This is a genomic window from Bradyrhizobium sp. Ec3.3 (genome assembly GCF_000472925.1).
Taxonomy (GTDB): Bacteria; Pseudomonadota; Alphaproteobacteria; order Rhizobiales; family Xanthobacteraceae; genus Bradyrhizobium.
In genome coordinates this window covers 16,926-37,766 of sequence record NZ_AXAS01000041.1, presented here as the reverse complement: position 1 = coordinate 37,766, position 20,841 = coordinate 16,926, and the positions used below count along the sequence as shown (strand labels likewise).

General features: G+C 64.4%; 19 protein-coding genes. 12 read left to right on the top strand and 7 right to left on the bottom strand.

Annotated elements, in window-relative coordinates; all coding sequences use genetic code 11:
- Positions 1-4 precede the first annotated feature (4 nt).
- On the top strand, positions 5-1,255 hold the full coding sequence (locus YUU_RS0130895; RefSeq protein WP_027525838.1) for a Zn-dependent hydrolase: 1,251 nt from the start codon (positions 5-7) through the stop codon (positions 1,253-1,255).
- A 158-nt stretch (positions 1,256-1,413) separates the two neighbouring features.
- Here YUU_RS0130895 and YUU_RS0130890 read toward each other — a convergent pair whose 3' ends face one another.
- Positions 1,414-2,055: a hypothetical protein gene (locus YUU_RS0130890; RefSeq protein ID WP_245288143.1), complete on the bottom strand. Its 642-nt coding sequence runs from the start codon at positions 2,053-2,055 to the stop codon at positions 1,414-1,416.
- 92 nt (positions 2,056-2,147) lie between these two features.
- Positions 2,148-3,221, bottom strand: coding sequence for a tartrate dehydrogenase (locus tag YUU_RS0130885; RefSeq protein WP_027525836.1), 1,074 nt, complete (start codon positions 3,219-3,221; stop codon positions 2,148-2,150).
- Positions 3,222-3,412: 191 nt separating this feature from the next.
- Here YUU_RS0130885 and YUU_RS0130880 point away from each other — a divergent pair, with 191 nt between their 5' ends.
- Both YUU_RS0130880 and YUU_RS0130875 read left to right on the top strand, forming a co-directional pair.
- On the top strand, positions 3,413-4,189 hold the full coding sequence (locus tag YUU_RS0130880; RefSeq protein WP_027525835.1) for an SDR family oxidoreductase: 777 nt from the start codon (positions 3,413-3,415) through the stop codon (positions 4,187-4,189).
- Between the two features lie 124 nt (positions 4,190-4,313).
- On the top strand, positions 4,314-5,735 hold the full coding sequence (locus tag YUU_RS0130875) for an amidase (RefSeq protein WP_027525834.1): 1,422 nt from the start codon (positions 4,314-4,316) through the stop codon (positions 5,733-5,735).
- A 35-nt stretch (positions 5,736-5,770) separates the two neighbouring features.
- Here the strand turns inward: YUU_RS0130875 and YUU_RS52285 are convergent, their stop codons facing one another.
- The 3 genes from YUU_RS52285 to YUU_RS0130860 form a co-directional block, all read right to left on the bottom strand.
- On the bottom strand, positions 5,771-7,201 hold the full coding sequence (locus tag YUU_RS52285) for a fibronectin type III domain-containing protein (protein WP_051389967.1): 1,431 nt from the start codon (positions 7,199-7,201) through the stop codon (positions 5,771-5,773).
- Positions 7,202-7,299: 98 nt separating this feature from the next.
- Positions 7,300-8,400, bottom strand: coding sequence for an amino acid ABC transporter permease (locus tag YUU_RS0130865; RefSeq protein WP_027525833.1), 1,101 nt, complete (start codon positions 8,398-8,400; stop codon positions 7,300-7,302).
- A 2-nt stretch (positions 8,401-8,402) separates the two neighbouring features.
- Positions 8,403-9,590, bottom strand: a complete 1,188-nt coding sequence (locus tag YUU_RS0130860) for an amino acid ABC transporter permease (protein WP_027525832.1) — start codon at positions 9,588-9,590, stop codon at positions 8,403-8,405.
- A 107-nt stretch (positions 9,591-9,697) separates the two neighbouring features.
- On the opposite strand from YUU_RS0130860, the gene YUU_RS0130855 reads away from it, so the two are divergent.
- The 4 genes from YUU_RS0130855 to YUU_RS0130840 all read left to right on the top strand — a co-directional run bounded on the left by YUU_RS0130855 (position 9,698) and on the right by YUU_RS0130840 (position 13,757).
- Positions 9,698-10,570, top strand: coding sequence for a MurR/RpiR family transcriptional regulator (locus YUU_RS0130855; RefSeq protein WP_027525831.1), 873 nt, complete (start codon positions 9,698-9,700; stop codon positions 10,568-10,570).
- Between the two features lie 3 nt (positions 10,571-10,573).
- Complete coding sequence (locus tag YUU_RS0130850) at positions 10,574-11,923, top strand: aspartate aminotransferase family protein (protein ID WP_027525830.1); 1,350 nt, start codon at positions 10,574-10,576, stop codon at positions 11,921-11,923.
- Positions 11,924-11,935: 12 nt separating this feature from the next.
- Complete coding sequence (locus YUU_RS0130845) at positions 11,936-12,949, top strand: amino acid ABC transporter substrate-binding protein (protein ID WP_027525829.1); 1,014 nt, start codon at positions 11,936-11,938, stop codon at positions 12,947-12,949.
- Between the two features lie 169 nt (positions 12,950-13,118).
- Positions 13,119-13,757: an aspartate/glutamate racemase family protein gene (locus YUU_RS0130840; protein ID WP_027525828.1), complete on the top strand. Its 639-nt coding sequence runs from the start codon at positions 13,119-13,121 to the stop codon at positions 13,755-13,757.
- On the opposite strand, the gene YUU_RS0130835 is transcribed toward YUU_RS0130840, so the two are convergent.
- The gene (locus tag YUU_RS0130835) at positions 13,754-14,395 is read right to left on the bottom strand and encodes a TetR/AcrR family transcriptional regulator (protein ID WP_027525827.1); all 642 of its coding nucleotides are present in this window, start codon (positions 14,393-14,395) and stop codon (positions 13,754-13,756) included. The genes YUU_RS0130840 and YUU_RS0130835 overlap by 4 nt on opposite strands.
- A 160-nt stretch (positions 14,396-14,555) precedes the next feature.
- Between YUU_RS0130835 and YUU_RS0130830 the strand changes: the two genes are divergently transcribed.
- Genes YUU_RS0130830 through YUU_RS0130810 form a run of 5 tightly spaced genes read left to right on the top strand, consistent with a single transcriptional unit; the run spans position 14,556 to position 19,386 of the window.
- Positions 14,556-14,765, top strand: a complete 210-nt coding sequence (locus YUU_RS0130830; RefSeq protein WP_027525826.1) for a ferredoxin — start codon at positions 14,556-14,558, stop codon at positions 14,763-14,765.
- A 53-nt stretch (positions 14,766-14,818) separates the two neighbouring features.
- Complete coding sequence (locus YUU_RS0130825) at positions 14,819-16,039, top strand: cytochrome P450 (protein ID WP_027525825.1); 1,221 nt, start codon at positions 14,819-14,821, stop codon at positions 16,037-16,039.
- A gap of 33 nt (positions 16,040-16,072) precedes the next feature.
- Complete coding sequence (locus YUU_RS0130820) at positions 16,073-17,395, top strand: MFS transporter (RefSeq protein WP_027525824.1); 1,323 nt, start codon at positions 16,073-16,075, stop codon at positions 17,393-17,395.
- 48 nt (positions 17,396-17,443) lie between these two features.
- Positions 17,444-18,109: a sulfite oxidase-like oxidoreductase gene (locus YUU_RS0130815; protein WP_027525823.1), complete on the top strand. Its 666-nt coding sequence runs from the start codon at positions 17,444-17,446 to the stop codon at positions 18,107-18,109.
- A 53-nt stretch (positions 18,110-18,162) separates the two neighbouring features.
- Positions 18,163-19,386, top strand: a complete 1,224-nt coding sequence (locus YUU_RS0130810; protein ID WP_027525822.1) for a bifunctional alpha/beta hydrolase/OsmC family protein — start codon at positions 18,163-18,165, stop codon at positions 19,384-19,386.
- A gap of 9 nt (positions 19,387-19,395) precedes the next feature.
- Here YUU_RS0130810 and YUU_RS0130805 read toward each other — a convergent pair whose 3' ends face one another.
- A complete protein-coding gene (locus tag YUU_RS0130805) occupies positions 19,396-20,826 on the bottom strand; it encodes a PLP-dependent aminotransferase family protein (protein WP_027525821.1) in 1,431 nt (476 codons plus the stop codon).
- Between the last annotated feature and the right edge of the window lie 15 nt (positions 20,827-20,841).

Here is a 20,841-nt window from a genome sequence, read left to right as displayed (position 1 = left end):
ACGCATGAGCCGAGCCGCCACCAATCTGCAAATCGATTCCGCCCGCCTCTGGGGCTCCATCCACGAGACCGCGCAATTCGGCGCGACGCAGAAGGGCGGCGTGCGGCGGCTGACACTGAGCGCCGAGGACAAGCAGGTGCGCGACTGGTTCCGCAATGCGTGCGAGGATGCCGGCCTCGAGGTGCACATCGACGCGCTCGGCTCGATGTTCGGCTTGCGGAGGGGCCGTGACCTGTCGAAGCTGCCCGTCGGCATCGGCTCGCATCTTGATACGCAGCCGACCGGCGGCAAGTATGACGGCATTCTGGGGACGCTCGGCGCGCTCGAGGTGATCCGCACGCTGAACGACGCCGGCATCGAGACCGAGGCGCCGATCTGCGTCGTGAACTGGACCAACGAGGAAGGCTCGCGCTTTGCGCCCGCGATGATGGCGTCCGCCGCCTATGTCGGCGATTTCACCACCGACGATATCCTGTCGCGCAAGGACGCCGAGGACGTCACGGTCGGCCAGGCGCTCGATACGATCGGCTATCGCGGCGACAAGCCTGTCGGCTTCCAGAAGCTCGGCTGCTTCGTCGAGCTGCATATCGAGCAGGGACCGATCCTGGAGGCCGAAGCCAAGACCATCGGCGTCGTCGACTCCGGCCAGGGCGTGCTGTGGTATGACGGCCATATCACCGGCTTCGAAAGCCATGCCGGCTCGACGCCGATGCCGCTGCGCCGCGACGCACTGGCGACCTTGTCCGAAATCGTGCTGGCGATGGAGGCCATCGCGAAGAGGCACGGGCCGAAAGCCGTCGGCACCATCGGCGAGGCCGTGATCGCAAATCCCTCGCGCAACGTGATCCCCGGCGAGATCGCCTTCACCATCGATTGCCGCAGCGCAGATGCCGCGATCATGGACGCGCTCGATCGCAACCTGCGCGCGGCCATTGCCGAGATCGCCGCGCGGCGCAAGGTCGAGGTGAAGCTTGATCTGGTCTGGCGCAAGGTGCCGACGCATTTTGATCCCAAGCTCATTGCGGCCGTCGAGAATGCCGCCAATACGCTCGGCTATTCCAGCCGCCGCATCACCTCCGGTGCCGGTCACGATGCCTGCAACCTCAACACCGTGATGCCGGCGGCGATGGTGTTCGTACCCTGCAAGGACGGCATCAGCCACAACGAGCTGGAAGACGCGACGCAGGCAGACTGCACCGCTGGCGCCAACGTATTGATGCACACCGTGCTGGCGATCGCCGGCGTTGCGTCTTGAGAGACGGGCGTTGTCGTCGCCGCGGACTAGAAACTCGTAGGGTGGGTTAGCCTTGCCACTGCGCGAAGCGCAGTTCGCTGGGTGTAACCCACCGCTTTTCTGGCCACATAGGTGGTGGGTACGCCTTCCGCCCCAGCTCGATGCAGCTGCCCTGATGGTCAGTTGCAGGTCGTGTTCATGTTGGTGCAGATCGCCGTGGTCCAGCCGATGCCCTTCTTGACCTGAACCTTGAGAAATTCGCCCCAGCAGCCCAACATGTCGACACGCTGATCCCCGGAGACGTGAGAATCGACCAGGTCAGTTCGGATATCGTGATTGCGATAGACTACGCCGCCGTTTTGCAGACCGCTGATGCCCACCACACTTTTGTGCAGATACCCCTTTCCCTGGAAAATGACCTTGCCGCCTGATGGCTGATCGGCGTCGATCAGATTGGCGCGGTCGATCTCGTACCAGTCACCGAACTGGCCGGTGACATGCACGCCGATCCAGCCGTCACTCGTGGTGTTCTTCAGCAACGCGATGGCATTTCCGCCCGGAGTTGCCCTTACATTGGTGCCCTTGGGGTCGGTATCGGTAACATCGATGTTCACATTGCAGGCCTGCTTCTGCGCGGTCTGGGCCAGGCAGACTGTGGTCGGCGTCAGCGCCAGAAACAAGACAAAGACAGCAGGACTTTTCATCGGAGTTTCACGGTTGGGTTTCGGTGAGAGTTGCGCCGCGGCTTGGTCATCCGCTTCTCTGTCGAAGCCCGTTGATGTCGGGTTCGAGGCACGCCGAAAGAAATCGCGACGAAGCAATCGTAAGGTGGGTTAGCGAAGCGTAACCCACCGCTTTTGTGCCGCATAAGGGGTGGGTTAGTCTTCAGCTAACCCACCCTGCGCACCGAGGCCTAATCCACCATCTCCGCGACCGCCTTGCCGCAGGCGGTCGTGTCGGCGTTGCCGCCGAGGTCTTTCGTGCGCAACGTGCGTTCGGCGAGCGTGCGCTCGATGGCGTCGACGATCGACTTGCCGGCTTCCTTCTCGCCGAGATGCTCGAACATCATCGCGCCCGACCAGATCATGCCGATCGGATTGGCAATGCCCTGCCCCGCGATATCGGGCGCCGAGCCGTGCACGGGCTCGAACACCGACGGGAAATTGCGTTCGGGGTTGATGTTGCCCGACGGCGCGATGCCGATGGTGCCGGTGCAGGCGGGGCCGAGATCGGAGAGGATGTCGCCGAACAGGTTGGAGCCGACCACGACGTCGAACCAGTCCGGATGCAGCACGAAGTTCGCCGTCAAGATGTCGATGTGGTACTTGTCCCACTTCACGCCCGGAAACTTCTTCGCCATCGCCTCCACGCGCTCGTCCCAATAGGGCATGGTGATCGAGATGCCGTTGGACTTGGTCGCCGAGGTCAGGTGCTTCTTCGGCCGCGACTGCGCGAGCTCGAAGGCGAATTTCAGGATACGGTCGACGCCGACGCGGGTCATCACGGTCTGCTGCGTGACGAATTCGCGGTCGGTATCCGGGAACATGCGGCCGCCGACGGACGAATATTCGCCTTCGGTGTTCTCACGCACCACCCAGAAATCGATATCGCCGGGCTTGCGGTTCGCAAGCGGCGACGGCACGCCGGGCATCAGCCGGACCGGGCGCAGGTTCACATACTGGTCGAACTCGCGGCGGAACTTGATCAGCGACCCCCACAGAGAGACGTGATCCGGAATTTTTGCCGGCCAGCCGACCGCCCCGAAGTAGATCGCGTCATGCTTGCCGATCTTCTCCTTCCAGTCGTCAGGCATCATCTGGCCGTGCTTCTCGTAATAGTCGCAGGACGAGAAGTCGAAATGATCGAACTGCACGGAGACGCCGTGTTTCTTCGCGGCCGCCTCCAGCACGCGCAGCCCCTCGGGCATCACTTCCTTGCCGATGCCGTCGCCGGGGATCACCGCGATCCGGTATTGTTTCTTGCTCATTCTGGTTGTCCTGGAAGCTTTCTTTGGAAATTGTCCTGGCTTGATCTGGCCGGGCCGACCATGAGCCCTGGTTGATAGGCCTGCAATGGACCAAACTCGCCAGCAGCGCAACGCTGCACTGCAATGTTGACCATGGCACGGGCGACCGCCTACTGATTTCATCCTGTTCCCCGACGTCAGCGAGAATCCACATGGACCTGCATCTGCGTGGCAAGCGCGTCCTGATCACCGGCGCGTCCAAAGGCATCGGCGCGGCCGCTGCCGAGGCGTTCGCCGAGGAAGGCTGCCACCTCCTGCTCGCCGCCCGCAGCGGCGACCACCTCAAGACGCTGGCTGACCGTTTGCGCTCGGCGCATCAGATCGATGCGGCGACGAGCGTCGTTGACTTGCGCAAAGCTGAAGACGTCGCGCGGCTCGCCAAGGAAGCCGCCGGGATCGACATCCTCGTCAACAATGCCGGCGACATTCCCGGCGGCTCCATCGACAAGATCGACGAAGCGACCTGGCGTCACGCCTGGGAATTGAAAGTGTTCGGCTACATCAATCTCACGCGCATGATCTACGCCCAGATGAAGACGCGCGGCGGCGGCGTGATCGTCAACGACATCGGCGCGGCCGGCGAGAAATTCGACGCCAACTACATCTGCGGCAGCGCCGGCAATGCGGCGCTGATGGCCTTCACACGTGCGCTCGGGGGCAAGAGCCTCGCCGACAACATCCGCGTGGTCGGCATCAATCCCGGCCCGGTCGGGACCGACCGCCACGTCACGCTGCTCAAGACCCGCGCAAAGCACCAGTTTGGCGACGAGAACCGTTACAAGGAATTCCAGAAAAGCCTGCCGCTCGGCCGGCCCGCGCATGCGCGCGAGATCGGCGATCTGATCGCGTTCCTGGCCTCGGACCGTTCCGGTTATACGTCGGGCGTCATTTATACGGTGGATGGCGGGATCAGCGCGGGTTGGGGTTGAGTTTTCCCGTCATTGCGAGCGAAGCGAAGCTATCCAGAAATGTCTCCACGGTGAAAGTCTGGATTGCTTCGTCGCTTCGCTCCTCGCAATGACGGCGCACTTGGTAACAACAGGAGAATCCTAATTGTCAGCCCAAGACCTGATCCGCGAAACTGCCTGCGCCGTGGTCGACAAACTGCGTTCGGGCGACGTCACGCCACTTGATCTTCTCGACGCGCTGGAGAAGCGCATCGCGGAGGTCGACGGCAAGGTCAATGCGCTGCCGATTCTGTGCTTCGATCGCGCGCGGAAAAGCGCCACCGCACTGATGCAGAAGCCGATCGCCGAGCGCGGGCTGCTCGCCGGCCTGCCGGTGCCGATCAAGGATCTGACCGACGTTGCCGGCGTGCTGAACACGCAGGGCTCGCCGATCTTCAAGGACAACATCCCTGTGCGATCGGACCTTCTGGTCGAACATCTCGAAGGCAATGGCGCGGTCGTCTACGCAAAATCCAACACGCCGGAATTCGGCGCCGGCGCCAACACGTTCAACGAGGTGTTCGGCGCGACACTCAATCCCTGGGACACGTCGAAGTCGGCGGCCGGCTCATCCGGCGGCGCGGCGGTGGCACTTGCGACCGGCACGGCTTGGCTCGCGCACGGCTCCGATATGGGCGGCAGCCTGCGCAGCCCGGCGAGCTTTTGCGGCATCGTCGGCATGCGGCCAAGCATCGGCCGCGTCGCGCATACGCCCGCGGCCGGCGTCGACCGCAATCTCGGCCAGCAGGGGCCGATGGCGCGCAACGTCGAGGACCTTGCGCTGCTGCTCGACGCCATGAGCGGCGAATATGCGGCCGATCCGCTGTCGCTGCCGGCGCCGGCGACCTCGTTCCTCTCCGCGGCCCGCTCGGGCAAGAAGCCGAAGCGCATCGCCTATTCGCCCGACCTCGGCATCACGCCCGTCGACCCCGAGGTCAAGGCGATCACGCGTAAGGCGGCGGAGCACTTTGCGGAAGCCGACGTAATCGTGGAAGAGGCGCACCCGGACTGGCGCGAGGCGCTTGAATGCTTCCACGTGCTGCGTGCGCTCGACTTCGCCATGAGCAAGGCCAGGCTCCTGCGCGAAAAGCGCGATCTGTTGAAGCCCGAAGTGATCTGGAACATCGAGGAAGGGCTCAGACTCACGGTCGACGAGATCGCGCGCGCGGAGGCGCAACGCCTTGCGATGACGGCGCGTGCGGTTGAGTTCTTCAAAACCTACGACCTCCTGCTCACGCCCACGACGATCGTACCGCCGTTCCCGATCGAGAACCGCTATGTCGCCGAATGCGACGGCAAGCGGTTCGACAATTACATCGAGTGGCTCGGCATCGTCTCCGCCATCACGCTCGCCTGCTGCCCGTCCCTGTCGCTGCCCTGCGGCTTCACCGCATCCGGACTGCCGGTCGGCGTGCAGGTGGTTGCCACTCCCCGCGGCGATGCCGAGGTGATCGCGGGTGCGAAGGTGCTGGAGGATATTCTGGGCGTGCGTGGGACGACGCCGATCGATCCGAGGGTAAAGAAGTAAAGCCTCGTTTCGCGGGTCGACGCGGTGCTGCCTGGCTATTTGGCGATCGGGCAGGAGCCGGGATCGTTGCAGCGAGGAGGCGGCGACTGCGTTGTGCCGATCGCGTCCTCGGAGGCAGGCCCTTCCGTTCCGTTCCGAACGGCGGAGACGCGCCAGCGGTATGTCGTCTGCGGTGTAAGGCCGGAATCTGCAAAGCTCGCGCCCGTCACCTCGCCAATCCTCTGGAACGCACCATCGGTCCCCGCACGCCAAACCCGATAGGCAGTCACGCCGTCCACCGGCAACCAAGCGAGGTCGATGCCGGTGTCCGACGCATCGATCGCCGTGACCCACTGAGGTGCGGACAGGGATGACGCGGTCGCGTCGTCCGACGCCGGGCTGCCCGCCGTGAGTGCGTCCAGCATGGCTTTGATCGCCCTGATCTGCGATCCGGACTTCGTCACGTAGCTGTCTTCATGGTCGACATAGCTCCACCAATCCCAGCACGCCTGCGGATTGCCTGGCAGATATGGGCTGGCCTTCGTCTGCGGATAGAGGACGATCAGGTGATTGGTATCGGCCCACGCATTGTAGCCGGCCTCGTCGACGAACCGGCGGCCGATGTCGCCGACATCCTGCTTACATCCGTGGAGCGCGACGTGGACGCGACACGGGGCGCCCTGCTCGCAATCCTGAGGCACGAACACGTAACCGGTGTCGCCCATGCTCAGCGCGTCGGGCACATCCGGCCCGGTATAGACGGATTGATCAAAGCTCTTCACCGAGCCCGCAAGCTGCGCGGGATTGGGCCGATTCAAGCGGCCGTAGATGTGCTGCAGGATGATGCCAGCCTGATCGTAGCCGCATTGGTCGATATAGGGCTCGGCGTTGCCCTTGCAGTCGTTGAGACCAGGAGCGTCCTGTCTGGTCACGACGAACGAGTGGCCCGCGCCTAGCGCGGTCTGGTAGAACAGGTTGCCGCGATTGGCATCACCCATATAGTGCCGATAGAAATCGGCGGTCGCGTCGGTCGCCGCCTTGTCGACGACCGCGTCATTGTAGCCGTGAAAGAGATAGATCTTCTGCCTCTTCACATTGCTGAGCGGATCGATCTCGCCCGCCGCTGCCTTCGCATCGGCCTTTGCCGTGAAATCGCTCGTATGCAGATCCGTCGCGGGCCCTTTCATGCAGGCACCCGTGGCCCGCCAGATCGGCCCCCAGTACCCTGTGACGGCATCGAACGCGTCCGCCTTGGCGCACCAATAAGGGCCGCCCGCAACCACGCCGACGCCCTTGATGACCGACGACCAGGCCGTGCCGAACTGCACAGCCATGAATGCGCCTGACGAAATCCCTGAAATCGAACTCTCACCGATCGGGGCCTGATAGCTGCGCAACCCCGCGGGCTCGGCAGCAAGCGGCGACACGCCGATGACGGCGGCGACGATCAAAGTGACGATGTATTGTTGCGAAACGGCCACGCGCATGACGGCCTCGCCAAATCGACTGTAGCTCAATCTCTGGTATTACAACTTTAGATCAGCAATCTACGCAAGCGCAAACTTTCGGCAGGTTGCGACCAACGTCATCGTCCCGTCGTCTGCGCCTCGAGGCTTCGGCTATAGCGCGACATCGCGAAGCAGAAGGCGAAATAGATCGCGGCGATGAAGATGTAGACCTCGACCGAAAACTGCTGCCAGGCGGGATCGATGATTGCGGTCTTGGCTGTCGTCAGCAGGTCGAAGATGCCGATGATCAGGACGAGGCTGGTGTCCTTGAAGAAGGCGATGAAGGTATTGACCAGCGGCGGGATGACGTGGCGGATGGCCTGCGGCAGGATGATCAGCCGCTGCTTGCGCCAGTAGGATAGCCCGAGCGCGTCGGCGGCCTCATATTGCCCGCGCGGCACGGCCTGGAGACCGCCGCGGATCACTTCGGCAAGATAGGCGCCGGCGAACAGGATGATTGCGATCTGCGCGCGGAGCAGCTTGTCGATGTTGAAGCCGCCGGGCATGAATAGCGGAAACATCACGCTTGCCATGAACAAGAGGCTCACCAGCGGCACGCCGCGGATCAGTTCGACATAGAGCACGCAGAGCGAGCGGATCGCCGGCAATTTGGAGCGTCGGCCGAGCGCCACCAGGATACCGAGCGGGAAGCCGAAGGCGAGGCCAAAGGTCGCCAGGATCAGCGTCACCGGCAATCCGCCCCAGCGGTCCTGCGAGACGAAGGACAGCCCGAAGACGCCGCCCCACATCAACACGCTGATTAGCGCGAGCGCGGCGATCCAGACATAGACGAGCTCGCGCCGCCACCACGCGCGGCGGGTCGAGACGTAGAACAGCGCGATGAAGAGCAGGACCGCGAGCGCCGGCCGCCACTGCTCGTCGAACGGATAGGTGCCGAACAGGATGAAGCGGTACTTTTCGGGGATGACGGCCCAGCAGGCGCCGACGCCGCGCGCCGCGCGGCAAGCACTGGAGTCATTCGGAGGCGTCAGCCAGACCGCGTTCGCAATGCCCCATTGCACGAAGCTGATCACGCCCTTGGCGAGCACTGCGAAGAGCACGAGCGTGATGATCACATTCGGGATTGAGGAGAACAGGTTGGCGCGCACCCAGCGCAGCACGCGGTTGCCGGATTGCGGCCGGCGGACAGTGCGCGGAACGTCAGTGATCGCCGTCATCGTCAGCGCTCCACCAGCGCGATGCGCGCGTTGTACCAGTTCATGAAGAAGCTGATCGACAGGCTGATGGTCAGGAACACCGCCATGATCAGCGCAATCGCCTCGATCGCCTGCCCGGTCTGGTTCAGCGTGGTGTTGGCGATCGAGACCACGTCCTGGTAGCCGATCGCAACCGCGAGCGAGGAGTTCTTGGTGAGGTTGAGATACTGGCTCGTCATCGGCGGCACGATGACGCGCAGCGCCTGCGGCAGGATGATCTGCCGCAGCATGAAGCTGCGGCGCAGGCCGAGCGCGTTGGCGGCGTCCCACTGTCCCCGCGACACCGACTGAATGCCGCTGCGCACGATCTCGGCGATGAAGGCCGAAGTGTAGGTCACGAGCGCGATCAGCAGCGCAAAATATTCCGGCGCGAGCGTCAACCCGCCGACGAAGTTGAAGCCGCGCAGCTCGGGCCAGGCGATGGTCCAGCGCACACCGAGCTGCCACGACAACAGCGCCGGCAGCGCGACGATGAGGCCGAGCGCAAAAGGCCAGGCCGGCCGAGGCCTGCCGTCGAGCATCTGCTGCGCGATCAGAGCCCGCCTTATGACGTAAAACACGACCGCGCCGGCAAGGGCGGTGCCGAGTACCCAAAGCTGCCCCTCGCCGATCGGGATCGACGGCAGAATCAGACCGCGATTGGACAGGAAGACACCCTCGATCGGCCGCCATGCAGCGCGCGCGGCCGGTAGCGCCTGCATCAGCACGTACCAGAACAGGAGCTGCAACAGCAGCGGGATGTCGCGCAGCACTTCGACATAGACGGCAGCGAGCCGCGACAGCAGCCAGTTGGCCGATAGGCGCGAGATGCCAATCAGCGTTCCCAGGATCGTCGCGAGCACGATGCCGATGACGGCGACGCGCAAGGTGTTGGCGACACCGACGACGAACGCCCAGAAGTAGGTGTCCTTCGGGCTGTAGGCGAGCAGGCTGTCGGCGATCGGCATGCCGGCCTCGCGGCCGAGGAACGCAAAGCCGGTGGAGATGCGGCGCGCCGAGAGATTGTGAACGGTGTTGGACCAGAGGAAGGCGATGATGGCGAGGGCAATGCCGACGACGAGGATCTGCCATAGCAGGCCCTTGAGCTGCGGGCCTCCCAGCGCGAGCGAGAATGTCCGGCGCGGCGGTGGTCTGGGGCTATCGGTCGTCACAGCACAAAAATCCTCAAAGCGCTTTGAAAGCAGCGATTTCCGGCCATGCGCCTCGTTGGCGCGCATCAACTGTTGCACCAATCGGCGATATATGCAACAAATGTTTCATGGCCGAGCCAGCGAAATCCTCACCCCTGAGCGAACTCTGCAGCGCACTGCCATCGCTCCCGATGCGGCTGCAGGAGGTCGGACGTTTTGTCGCGGCCAATGACTACGACGCCACCACCCGCTCGATGCGCGATCTCGCGGCCGAAGCGGGCGCCGACCCTGCCGCGTTCACGCGGCTTGCCAAGGCGATCGGCTATTCCGGCTGGGACGCGTTGCGCGCGGCGCTGACCGAAGCGCGACGGCCGTCGCAGACCTCGCCCTTCTCGGGCCGCGCCAAAGGGCGCCGCCACGGTCCGAATTCCGACGTCGCGCTGATCAGCGACAAGCTCGAAGCGGAAGCTTTGGGCCTGCCGCGGATCTCGGCCTCCTCCGTGGCCGATGCCGCAAAGGCATTGCACGACGCCAAGCGCATCTGGATTGCCGGCTTCCGAAGCTGCCGCAGTGTTGCGGAGCTCCTGAACTATGAGCTGCGGCTGTTCCGCGCGGGTGAGGTGCAGATCGTCGGCGGCTCCGGCCCTGACGATCTCGACATCGGCGCCTTCCGTGCCGGCGAAGCGGTCGTCGTGATCGGCTTCACGCCCTACACGGGCGCAAGCGTCCGGGTGGCGCAAGCCGCCTATCGCGCCGGCGCGACGCTGATCTCGATCGCGGACAGCGTTGCCGCGCCGATGGCCGAAGGCGCGGACCATGTGCTGCTGTTTGAAGCTGCGTCTTCGCCCGGATTCTTCCCGAGCCTCACCGGCGCGATCGCGATCGCGCAGTCGCTCGCCGCGGTGACGTTCTCGCTCGGCGGCGCGGCTGCGAAGAAGCGCCTCCAGGACACCGAGGCGCGATTGACCGCTACCTCCATCTACGTATCAGAGAAAGGTTGAGCCATGGGCACCCGCACGAGCCACGTGCTGCACCGTTCCTTGCGCGAGACGCCGCCGAAGGCAATCGGCGGCGAAGGCGTTTACCTCTTCGCCGAGGACGGACGGCGCGTGATCGACGCCTCCGGAGGCGCCGCGGTCTCCTGCCTCGGCCATCAGCATCCGCGCGTGATCGCGGCGCTGGCGAAGCAGGCCTCGACACTGGCCTATGCGCACACCGCGTTCTTCTCTTCCGAGGCGGCGGAGCGGCTGGCCGAGACGCTGGTCGGCCATGAGCCCGGCGGGCTCGCCTACGCCTATTTCGTCAGCGGCGGATCGGAAGCGATCGAAGCCAGCATCAAGCTCGCGCGGCAATACTTCATCGAGCGCGGCGAGCCGCAACGGCAACACTTCATCGCGCGGCGCCAGAGCTATCACGGCAACACGCTCGGCGCACTCGCCGCCGGCGGCAACGCCTGGCGCCGCGAACCCTATGCGCCGCTGCTGTCCGGCGCCTTCAGCCATGTGACGCCGGCCTTTGCCTATCACGAGAAGCACGACAACGAGTCCGATGCAGCGTTCGTGGCACGGCTGGCCGCCGAGCTCGAAGCCGAGTTCCAGCGGCTCGGTCCCGACACCGTCGCAGCCTTCCTTGCCGAGCCGGTCGTCGGCGCCACCGCCGGTGCCGTCACTGCGCCGGATGGCTACTTCAAGGCGGTGCGCGAGATCTGCAACCGCCATGGCGCGCTGCTCATCCTCGACGAAGTCATGTGCGGCATGGGCCGCACCGGCACCACGCATGCCTGGCAGCAGGAAGGCATCGCGCCCGACATCCAGGCGATCGCCAAGGGTCTTGGCGGCGGCTATCAGCCGATCGGCGCGATGCTCGCAAGCGGCAAGATCGTCGACACGATCCGCGCCGGAAGCGGTGCGTTTCAGCACGGCCACACTTATCTCGCCCATCCCCTCGCCTGCGCCGCGGCACTCGCCGTGCAGGAGGTGATCCGCGAGGACGCCCTGCTCGACCAGGTCAGGGAGCGCGGACGTCAGCTCGAGCAGCGGCTGACCGAGCGCTTTGGCAATCACCGCCATGTCGGCGATATCAGGGGCCGCGGCCTGTTCTGGGCGATCGAGCTCGTCGCCGATCGCGCGACGCGCACCTCGTTCGATCCGGCGCTCAAGCTGCATCAGAAGATCAAGGCCGCCACCTTCGCCGAGGGGCTCGGCTGCTATCCCGGCGGCGGCACCGTGGATGGCGTCCGCGGCGACCATGTGTTGCTGGCGCCGCCCTACATCGCCTCGGCGGGCGAGATCGACCTGATTGTCGACAAGCTCGGCACGGCCGTCGACAACGTCTTGCGTAGTGTCAATCAGTGAGGGGAGAGTAGCATGATGAGGAACGTGATTATCGCGGCGGGCTTGCTTGCGGCTTCGGGCAGCGTGGCGTCGGCTGCGACGCTGGACACGGTGAAGAGCCGCGGCACGCTGGTGTGCGGCGTCAGCGCCGGCTTTGCCGGCTTCTCCGCGCCGGACTCGCAGGGCAATTACAAGGGCCTCGACGTCGACTACTGCCGCGCGCTCGCCGCCGGCGTGTTAGGGGATCCCAACAAGGTGCGCTATGTCGCGCTGACCGCGCAGAACCGCTTCACCGCGCTGCAATCGGGCGAGATCGACGTGCTTTACCGCAACTCGACGCAGACCTATTTGCGCGGTGTCACGCTGGGCTTGCGGCAGGGACCGATCAACTTCTACGACGGCCAGGGCTTTGTCGTGAAAAAGGACCTCGGCGTGAAGGAGCTGAAGGATCTCAAGGGCGCCACCGTCTGCGTCGCGCAGGGCACCACCCATGAGGTGACGCTCGGCGATTACGGCCGCGCCAACGGCATCGACTGGAAGCCGCTGGTGTTCGACCGCGTCGACACCATGTACCAGACCTTCTTCGGCGGCCGCTGCGATGCCATGACCCAGGATGCCTCGGCACTGGCCGGCGCGGTCACGACCGCCGCGCCAAACCCGGCCGACTATGTCGTGCTACCGCAGACCATCAGCAAGGAACCGCTCGGACCCTTTACCCGCAATGGCGACGAAGTCTGGAGCGACATCATCACCTGGCTGCATTACGGGCTGATCGAGGCGGAAGAGCTCGGCGTGACGCAGGCCAATGTCGAGGAGATGGCAAAGTCGCAGACGCCCGCGGTGCAGCGGCTGTTAGGTACCTCCGGCGATCTCGGCTCGCGGCTTGGGCTGGACAACAAGTGGCTGGTCACGGCGATCAAGGCGACCGGCAACTACGGCGAGATCTACGAGCGCAACGTCGGCAAAGGCAGCCCGCTGAAGCTCGAGCGCGGCCTCAACGGCCTCTGGAGCAAGGGCGGCTTGATGTACGCCATTCCGTTCAAGTAAAGAATTTTGCCTCGCCCCGTTCTTACGGGGAGAGGTCGACCGCGTAGCGGTCGGGTGAGGGGCGCTTCCGCGAGTCCATCTCTCACCTTTTCGTATGGATAGAGCCCCTCACCCCAACCCTCTCCCCGTAAGAACGGGGAGAGGGATGAGAAGGCAGCAACGAAACCTCATGCGCATCACCCTGATCCACGCCCTCAAGCATTCCATCGCGCCGATCGAGTCGGCCTTTGCGCGTCTTTGGCCGGAGGCGCGACTGATGAACCTGCTCGACGACAGCCTGTCGGCGGATCTGGCGCGCGACGGCGCGCTCACCGACGCCATGACCGACCGGTTCCTTGCGCTCGGGGATTATACCGTCGCGACCGCGGCTGACGCGATCCTGTTCACCTGCTCGGCCTTCGGGCCCTGCATCGAGGCGGTTGCGCGCGCGCATGCGCCGAAGCCGGTCCTGAAACCGAATGAAGCAATGATCGAGCAGGCGGTGACGATGGGCCGGCGCATCGGCCTGCTCTCAACCTTCCCGCCGACGTTGCAATCGATGCCGCCGGAGTTTCCCGCCTCTGTCGAGATCGTACCGAAGCTCGCCGAAGGCGCGCTCGCCGCGCTCGATCGCGGCGACCGCGCCACGCACGACCGCCTGATTGCGGAAGCCTCAAAAGACCTGCGCGACTGCGACGTGATCGCGCTCGCCCAATTCAGCATCGCGTCCACCGCGCCGCTGGTTGCGGATGCGACCGGCAAGCCGGTGGTGACGACGCCTGACAGCGCCGTGCTGAAACTGATGAAGCTGTTGTCGGCGACGCGCTAGTCGGCTTTGCCGCGGCGCACTCCCTTGATCGCGACCTCCAGCGCGAGCTTGGTCTCGGCGACGAAATCCTCGACCAGCTCCTCGCGCGTGGTATGCGCCGACCGGCCGGTGAGCATGCCCTGCTCGGCCAACATCACCACGCCGTGCAGCGCGGCCCAGATCTTCAGCGCATGGCGCTCGCGCAAATAGCCGACGGCCGGCGCCTCCAGCGCCTCGATCACGAGCGCGAAGGTCTCGTTGGTTGCCGCGTGCAACTCGCTCCCCGCGTCCGCACAGGAGACGGTGCGCGAGGCGAACATCAGCCGGTAGATGCCGTTGCGGCGCAGGCCGAAATCCAGCGTGGCCTGGGCGAGCCGCGAAAGCCTCGACTGCTTCGATGGCTTCGCCATGGCCTCGCGCAGCACAGCGGTGAATTGCCGGAAGGCTTCCGCCGTCACCGCGGCGAGCAGCGCCTCGCGGTCGGCGAAATGACGATACGGCGCAGGTTGCGACACGCCGAGTTCCTTCGCCAGTGCCTTGATGCTGATCGCCTCCGCCCCGCCCTGCTCGGCCTCGCGCAAGGCGGCCTTGATCAGGGCATCACGAAGATCGCCATGGTGATAGGCGTTTTGCGGCTTGCGGGCGAGTTGCGTCGGCATGTTGAGCGGAAACCTATAAGTTTGCGCTTGACAGGGAAAGCCCGTCCGCAATGTAATATACTATAACTTAACCTCGCGGTGAACGCCGCGGACAAAAATCAATTGAGGAACGCGCCCGGCCCCGCATGGGGTCTGCATGCGCATCACCGAGGGAGCTTAGATGGCAGAACGACTGAGGGTTCACGTCGATCCCGAAAAGTGTCAGGGGCACGCACGCTGCAAGGCGCTGGCGCCGGAACTGTTCGAGCTTGACGAATACGGCAATGCGCATGAGGTCGGCGACGGCACCGTGCCGGCCGGCCTTGAAGACAAGGCCTGGCTTGCCAAATCCAACTGTCCGGAAATCGCAATCGAAGTGACCGAGGAGTAGTGCGCCGCACGTTCCTGCGTTCTTCCGTGAACACAAGCCCCAAGGATCCAGAGATGTCCGACGTCAGCCAACCCGCCGCCCATCCGCCCGTCACCGATTGGCTCCACGATTTTGATCACACCGATCCGCGCTGGACGGAAGATCCCTTCCCGATCTGGGACCAGATGCGTGCCGCAAGCCCTGTCGTGCACACCGAGCGCTTTCTCGGCTGCTATTTGCCGACGACCTACGAAGCGGTGCGGCAGATCGCCAACGACACCGAAAGCTTCTCCTCGCGTCGCATCATCGTTCGCGATGAACGGCCCGAAGTCGCCAAGAACGCGGCGCCGCCGATCACCTCCGATCCGCCGGACCACAAGCCGGCCAAGCAATTGCTGCTGCCGCCGTTCACGCCGGATGCGATGAAGAAGCTCGAGCCGCGCGTCCGCGCCATCTGCAACGAGCTGATCGACGAATTCATCGCCGATGGCAAGGTCGACGCCGCCGCGCGATACACCAAGCACATCCCGGTGCGCGCGATCGCTCACATGCTCGGCATCCCCGAGAGCGACGGCGACCTCTTCATCAAGTGGATCCACATGATCCTCGAGCTGAGCATCAAGAACGAGATGATGCTGAAGCAGGCGGCCGAGGAGATGACCAACTATTTCGCCGGCCATGTCGAAGCGCGCAAGAAGGCGCCGGGCGACGACCTGATCTCCTATCTCCTCAACGCCCGTGACAAGAACGGGCAGCCGCTCGATGACTCCCACATCTACGGCTCGCTGCGGCTGCTCCTGATCGCCGGCATCGACACCACCTGGAGTGCGATCGGCTCCTCGCTCTGGCACCTTGCAAAGACGCCTGCAGACCGCGAGCGCCTGATCGCCGAGCCCGAGCTGATGCCGATCGCTGTCGAGGAACTCTTGCGCGCCTATTCGCCAGTGACGATGGCGCGCGAGGTGATGAAGGAGACGACCATCGCCGGCTGTCCGGTCAAGCCGGGCAACATGGTGCTGCTGTCCTTCCCCGCCGCCAACCGCGACCCCAAAATGTTCCCCGATGCCGACAGGGTCGTGCTCGATCGCCGGGAGAACCGCCATGCCGCCTTCGGCCTCGGCATCCACCGCTGCGTCGGTTCCAACCTGGCGCGGATGGAGATGCAGGTCGCAATTGAGGAATGGTTGAAGCGAATCCCGGACTTCCGGCTCAACCCGGCCGGCACCGTGACCTGGTCGCAAGGGACCGTGCGCGGCCCCCGCCAGTTGCCATTTCTGCTCGGAAAGGCCATGTAGCCTCCAGACAGAAAATGTTCTGGGAGGCCGGTGATGACAGACCAAGCAATCGAGCCGGCCTCCGAGCGATTCGACATTGCCGACGCCGAACGCCGCATCAAGGCGATCTTCATCGGCTCGATCGGCAATCTCGTCGAATGGTACGATTTCTACGCCTATACGGCGTTCGCGCTGTATTTCGCGCCGGCGTTCTTCCCCGGCGACGATCCTGTCGTCCAGCAACTGAACGTCGCCGTCGTGTTCGCGGCGACCTTCCTGATGCGCCCCCTGGGAGGCTGGTTCTTCGGCTATCTCGCCGATCATTTCGGACGCCGGATATCGCTGACGCTCTCCGTCGTCTTCATGTGCTTCGGCTCGCTGATCATCGCGGTGACGCCGACCTATGCCTCGATCGGTCTTGCCGCCCCGGCCATCCTTGCGGTCGCGCGCGTGATCGAGGGCTTAAGTCTCGGCGGCGAATATGGCGCCAGCGCCACCTATTTGAGCGAGGTCGCCGATCCCAGGCATCGCGGCTTCTATTCGAGCTTTCAGTACGTCACCCTGATCGGCGGACAGCTCACCGCGATCATCGTGCTGTTGCTCTTGCAAAAGGTGTTCCTCACGCCCGAGGAGCTGAAGGCCTGGGGCTGGCGCATTCCGTTTGCGATCGGTGCAATGCTGGCGATCTTCGCCGCGGTGATGCGGCGCGGCCTGCATGAGACCGAGGCGTTCGAGGAAGCCAAGAAGGTGGTGAAGCCGACCGGCTCCATCGCAAACCTCCTGAAATATCCGCGGGAGCTGTTGCTGGTGGTGGGACTGACCGCGGGCGGTACCGCGGCATTCTACACCTTCACCACCTACATGCAGACCTTCGTCAAGCTCTCGGTCGGGCTCACCGAGGACCAGACCACCTTCGTGATCTTCGGCACGTTGATCTTCGCGACCATCCTGCAACCGATCTATGGCGCGATCTCCGACAAAATCGGACGCAAGCCGCTGCTGATCTTCTTCGGCGTCGCCGGCACGCTCGCAACCGTCCCGCTGCTGATGACGCTGAAGGAGACGAAATCGCCCTTCATGGCATTCGTGCTGATCTGCTGCGCCTGGCTGTTCGTCGCCGGCTACACCTCGATCAACGCGGTGGTGAAGGCCGAGCTGTTCCCGACCAATGTCCGCGCGCTCGGCGTGGGGCTACCCTATGCGATCACGGTCTCCCTGTTCGGCGGCACGGCGCCGGCGATCGCACTCTACTTCAAGACCATCGGGCACGAGGAGTGGTTCTATTACTATCTCAGCGGCATCATCTGCCTCTCGCTGATCATCTATGCTACGATGCGCGACACCAAGCATGCCTCCGCGATGCATCGTCACGAGTAGACATCGTTACGAGTAGATGTCACGAGTAGACATTGCCACGAGTAGATCATGGCTGACGAGAACGAGCCGCCGCCCGAAAGCAAGCTGACGCGGACCAAGGAGAAATGGGCGCGCGAGGGCCGCTTCCTCACCGGCAGGATCGCACGCCCGGAAGATCAGCGCCTGCCGCCCGGACAGCATCTCACCAAGGACTGGCCCGTGCTCGATCTGGGCCTCACACCGGAAATCTCGCCGGAACGCTGGCGGCTCGACGTCTATGGCGCGGTCGAAAACCCGGTGTTCTGGACGTTTGCGGAATTCACGGCGCAGAAGCAGGCGCAATTCACCTCCGACATCCATTGCGTGACGACCTGGTCGCGCTACGACAACCAGTGGGAGGGGCTTGCGACGCGCGAGCTGCTGGCGGCCTGCCAGCCGCGCGATGATGCGCGCTTCGTCGTGCTGCATTCCTATGACGGCTACACCACCAATCTGTCGCTGGAGGATTTCGCCGCTGAGGACGCCCTGCTCGCCCATAGCTGGTCGGGCGAGCCGCTGTCCGAGGAACATGGCGGTCCAGTGCGGCTCATCGTGCCGCATCTTTATTTCTGGAAGAGCGCCAAATGGCTTCAGGCGATCGAGTTTCTGACCGAGGATGCGCCCGGCTATTGGGAAGTCCGTGGCTATCATAACCGCGGCGATCCCTGGACTGAAGAACGCTATTCCGGGGACTGACATTCCCACCTCTCCCGTTGGGAGAGGTGGACGCCAACGTCGAGGAGATACCCATGCCGATGGAGCGCTTTCAATTCACAGGCGAAGGCGGCCATCTGCTGGCGGCCGCGCTGGAGTTGCCGGAGGGTGAACCTGCGGCTTACGCGCTGTTTGCGCACTGCTTCACCTGCGGCAAGGACGTGCTGGCCGCACGCCGGATCGCGGTCGCTCTCGCAGCAAAAGGCATCGCCGTGCTGCGCTTCGATTTCACCGGGCTTGGCTCGAGCGAAGGCGACTTCGCCAACTCCACCTTCTCCTCCAACGTTGCCGATCTCGTGCACGCCGCCGATCATCTGCGCGCAACACGAAAGGCGCCAGCGATCCTGATCGGCCATAGCCTGGGTGGCGCTGCGATCCTGGCGGCAGCCGGAAAGATTCCGGAGCCCAAGGCGGTGGTGACGATTGCTGCGCCATCCGACCCAGCGCACGTCACCGGGCTATTCAGGGAACATCTGAACGACATCCGTACGCAGGGCGAGGTCGAGGTGTCGCTCGCAGGGCGGCCCTTCCGCATCAAGCGCGAATTCCTCGACGACATCGTCGAGCACGAGTTGATGAAGGATATCACGGGCTTGCACAAGGCGCTGCTGGTGATGCATTCGCCCGTCGACGACACCGTCGGCATCGACAATGCGACGAAGATCTTCGTCTCGGCGAAACATCCGAAGAGCTTCGTCTCGCTCGACCACGCCGATCATCTGCTCAGCAAGGCGAGCGATGCCGTTTATGTCGCCGACGTGATCGCGGCCTGGGCGAGCCGCTATGTCGAAGCTGCAAGACCGGCGAAAGTGGCAGGCCTCCCCGAGGCGCCGCGCCAGGTCATCGTACAGGAGACCCGCAAGAGCAAGTTCAACCAGTTGATCTCCGTCGGGCCGCATCGGCTGGTGGCCGACGAGCCGGTCGCGGCCGGCGGCGAGGATGCCGGCCCCGGCCCCTATGATTTCCTGCTCGCTGGCCTTGGCGCCTGCACGTCCATGACCATGCGGCTCTATGCCGACCGCAAATCGCTGCCGCTCGATCGCGTCACGGTGACGCTGAAGCACGCCAAGATCTACGCGAAAGATTGCGAAGAATGCGAGACCCGCGACGGCATGCTCGACCAGATCGACCGCGTGATCGCGATGGACGGCACACTCGATGCCGAGCAGCGCAAGAAGCTGATGGAGATCGCCGACAAGTGCCCGGTGCACCGGACGCTGACGTCGGAGATCCGGATCGTGACGAAGCCTGCGGACTGAGCGACCGCGCTAGAAGCAAGACGCCATCGTCCGCACGGCCGTGCTGATCTCGCTCTCGCGCCAGGCCGCAAAGCCGAGCAGCAAGCCATGATCGCGCGGCCGGCCGAGCGACAGGGTCGATAACGCCCGCGTCTCGACTCCAGCCTCAACCAGCCGCTTGACCGCTGCCCGGTCTGCGCCGCCGCGCTTGAGGCGTGCAACGAGTTGGATGCCGCCCGAGGGCGTCTCGACCTCAAGAACGCCACCCAGACGGCGTTCCATCTCGCCGACGAGGTGATCGCGGCGCGCGTGGTAGAGGCGGCGCATCCGGCGAAGGTGTGCGAGGAAGTGTCCATCGATGATGAACTCGGCCAGCGCTTCCTGGATGTGACTGGCCGCGATCAGTCCCATGTGCCGCTGCGCGATCTCCAACGTGTCGCACAGGGCCGGCGGCGTGACGAGATATCCGAGGCGGATGTCCGAGGTCATCACCTTCGAAAAGGTGCCGACATAGAACACGCGGCCGTGGGCATCGAGCCCCTGCAAGGAGGGCACCGGCCGGCTGTCGTAGTGGAATTCGCCGTCGTAGTCGTCTTCGATAATCCAGGTCTTGCCCGGCCGGCTTGCAGCGAGAAATTCGGTGCGGCGGACAAGCGACATCAATCGCCCCGTCGGGTGCTGGTGCGATGGCGTCATGAAGATGAGCCTTGGCGCGACCGTTCCAGCTACCCGCTGCATGCCCTGCTCATCCAGCCCCATGCCGACCACGCGTGCGCCGGAAGCGCGGAAGGCGGCCGTGGCACCCGGATAGCCTGGATCCTCCACCCAGACCTCGTCACCGGGCGTGATAAGCGTGGCGGCAATCAAGGTCAGCGCGGCCTGCGCGCTCGGCAGGATCATCACCTGCGCCGCCGCTGCGCGAACGCCCCTGCTGGTCGCAAGATACTGCGCCAAAGCCTCCCGCAGGCGTGGCCGGTTGACCGCTCCGATCTCGCGCCTCGCCGACTGCACGGCGCTGCGGCGCAGGCAACGTGCCCAGATCTCGTTCGGAAACTCCCGGGCGTCGGCGTGGCCGGGCCTTAGCGGTCGCAACGACGCGAGATAAGACATCGGCCAGTCCGTCTCGCGCAACTTGGAGGCCCAGGGCGAGAGCCGGGGCTTTCCGGGCTGCACGCGCGATACGGCGGTGCCTGCTCCCTCGGTCCGTTCGCCGCCATCGACCATCACCACCGGACGCCGCCCGTGCGACATCGCGAGGTAGCCCTCAGCGGCGAGCTGCTCGAACGCGAAGCTGACGGTGTTGCGGGACACGCCGAGATCGCTCGCAAGCCGGCGGCTCGACGGCAGCACACGATCCTTGCCGATCCGACCGCTCGCGATCAGGCGCCTGAGCTGGCCGGTCAATTGCACTACCAGCCCTGCCTCGCCGGATCGCTCCAGCGTGATAAGCCCGGAGATCATTGCATCGGAAACTGG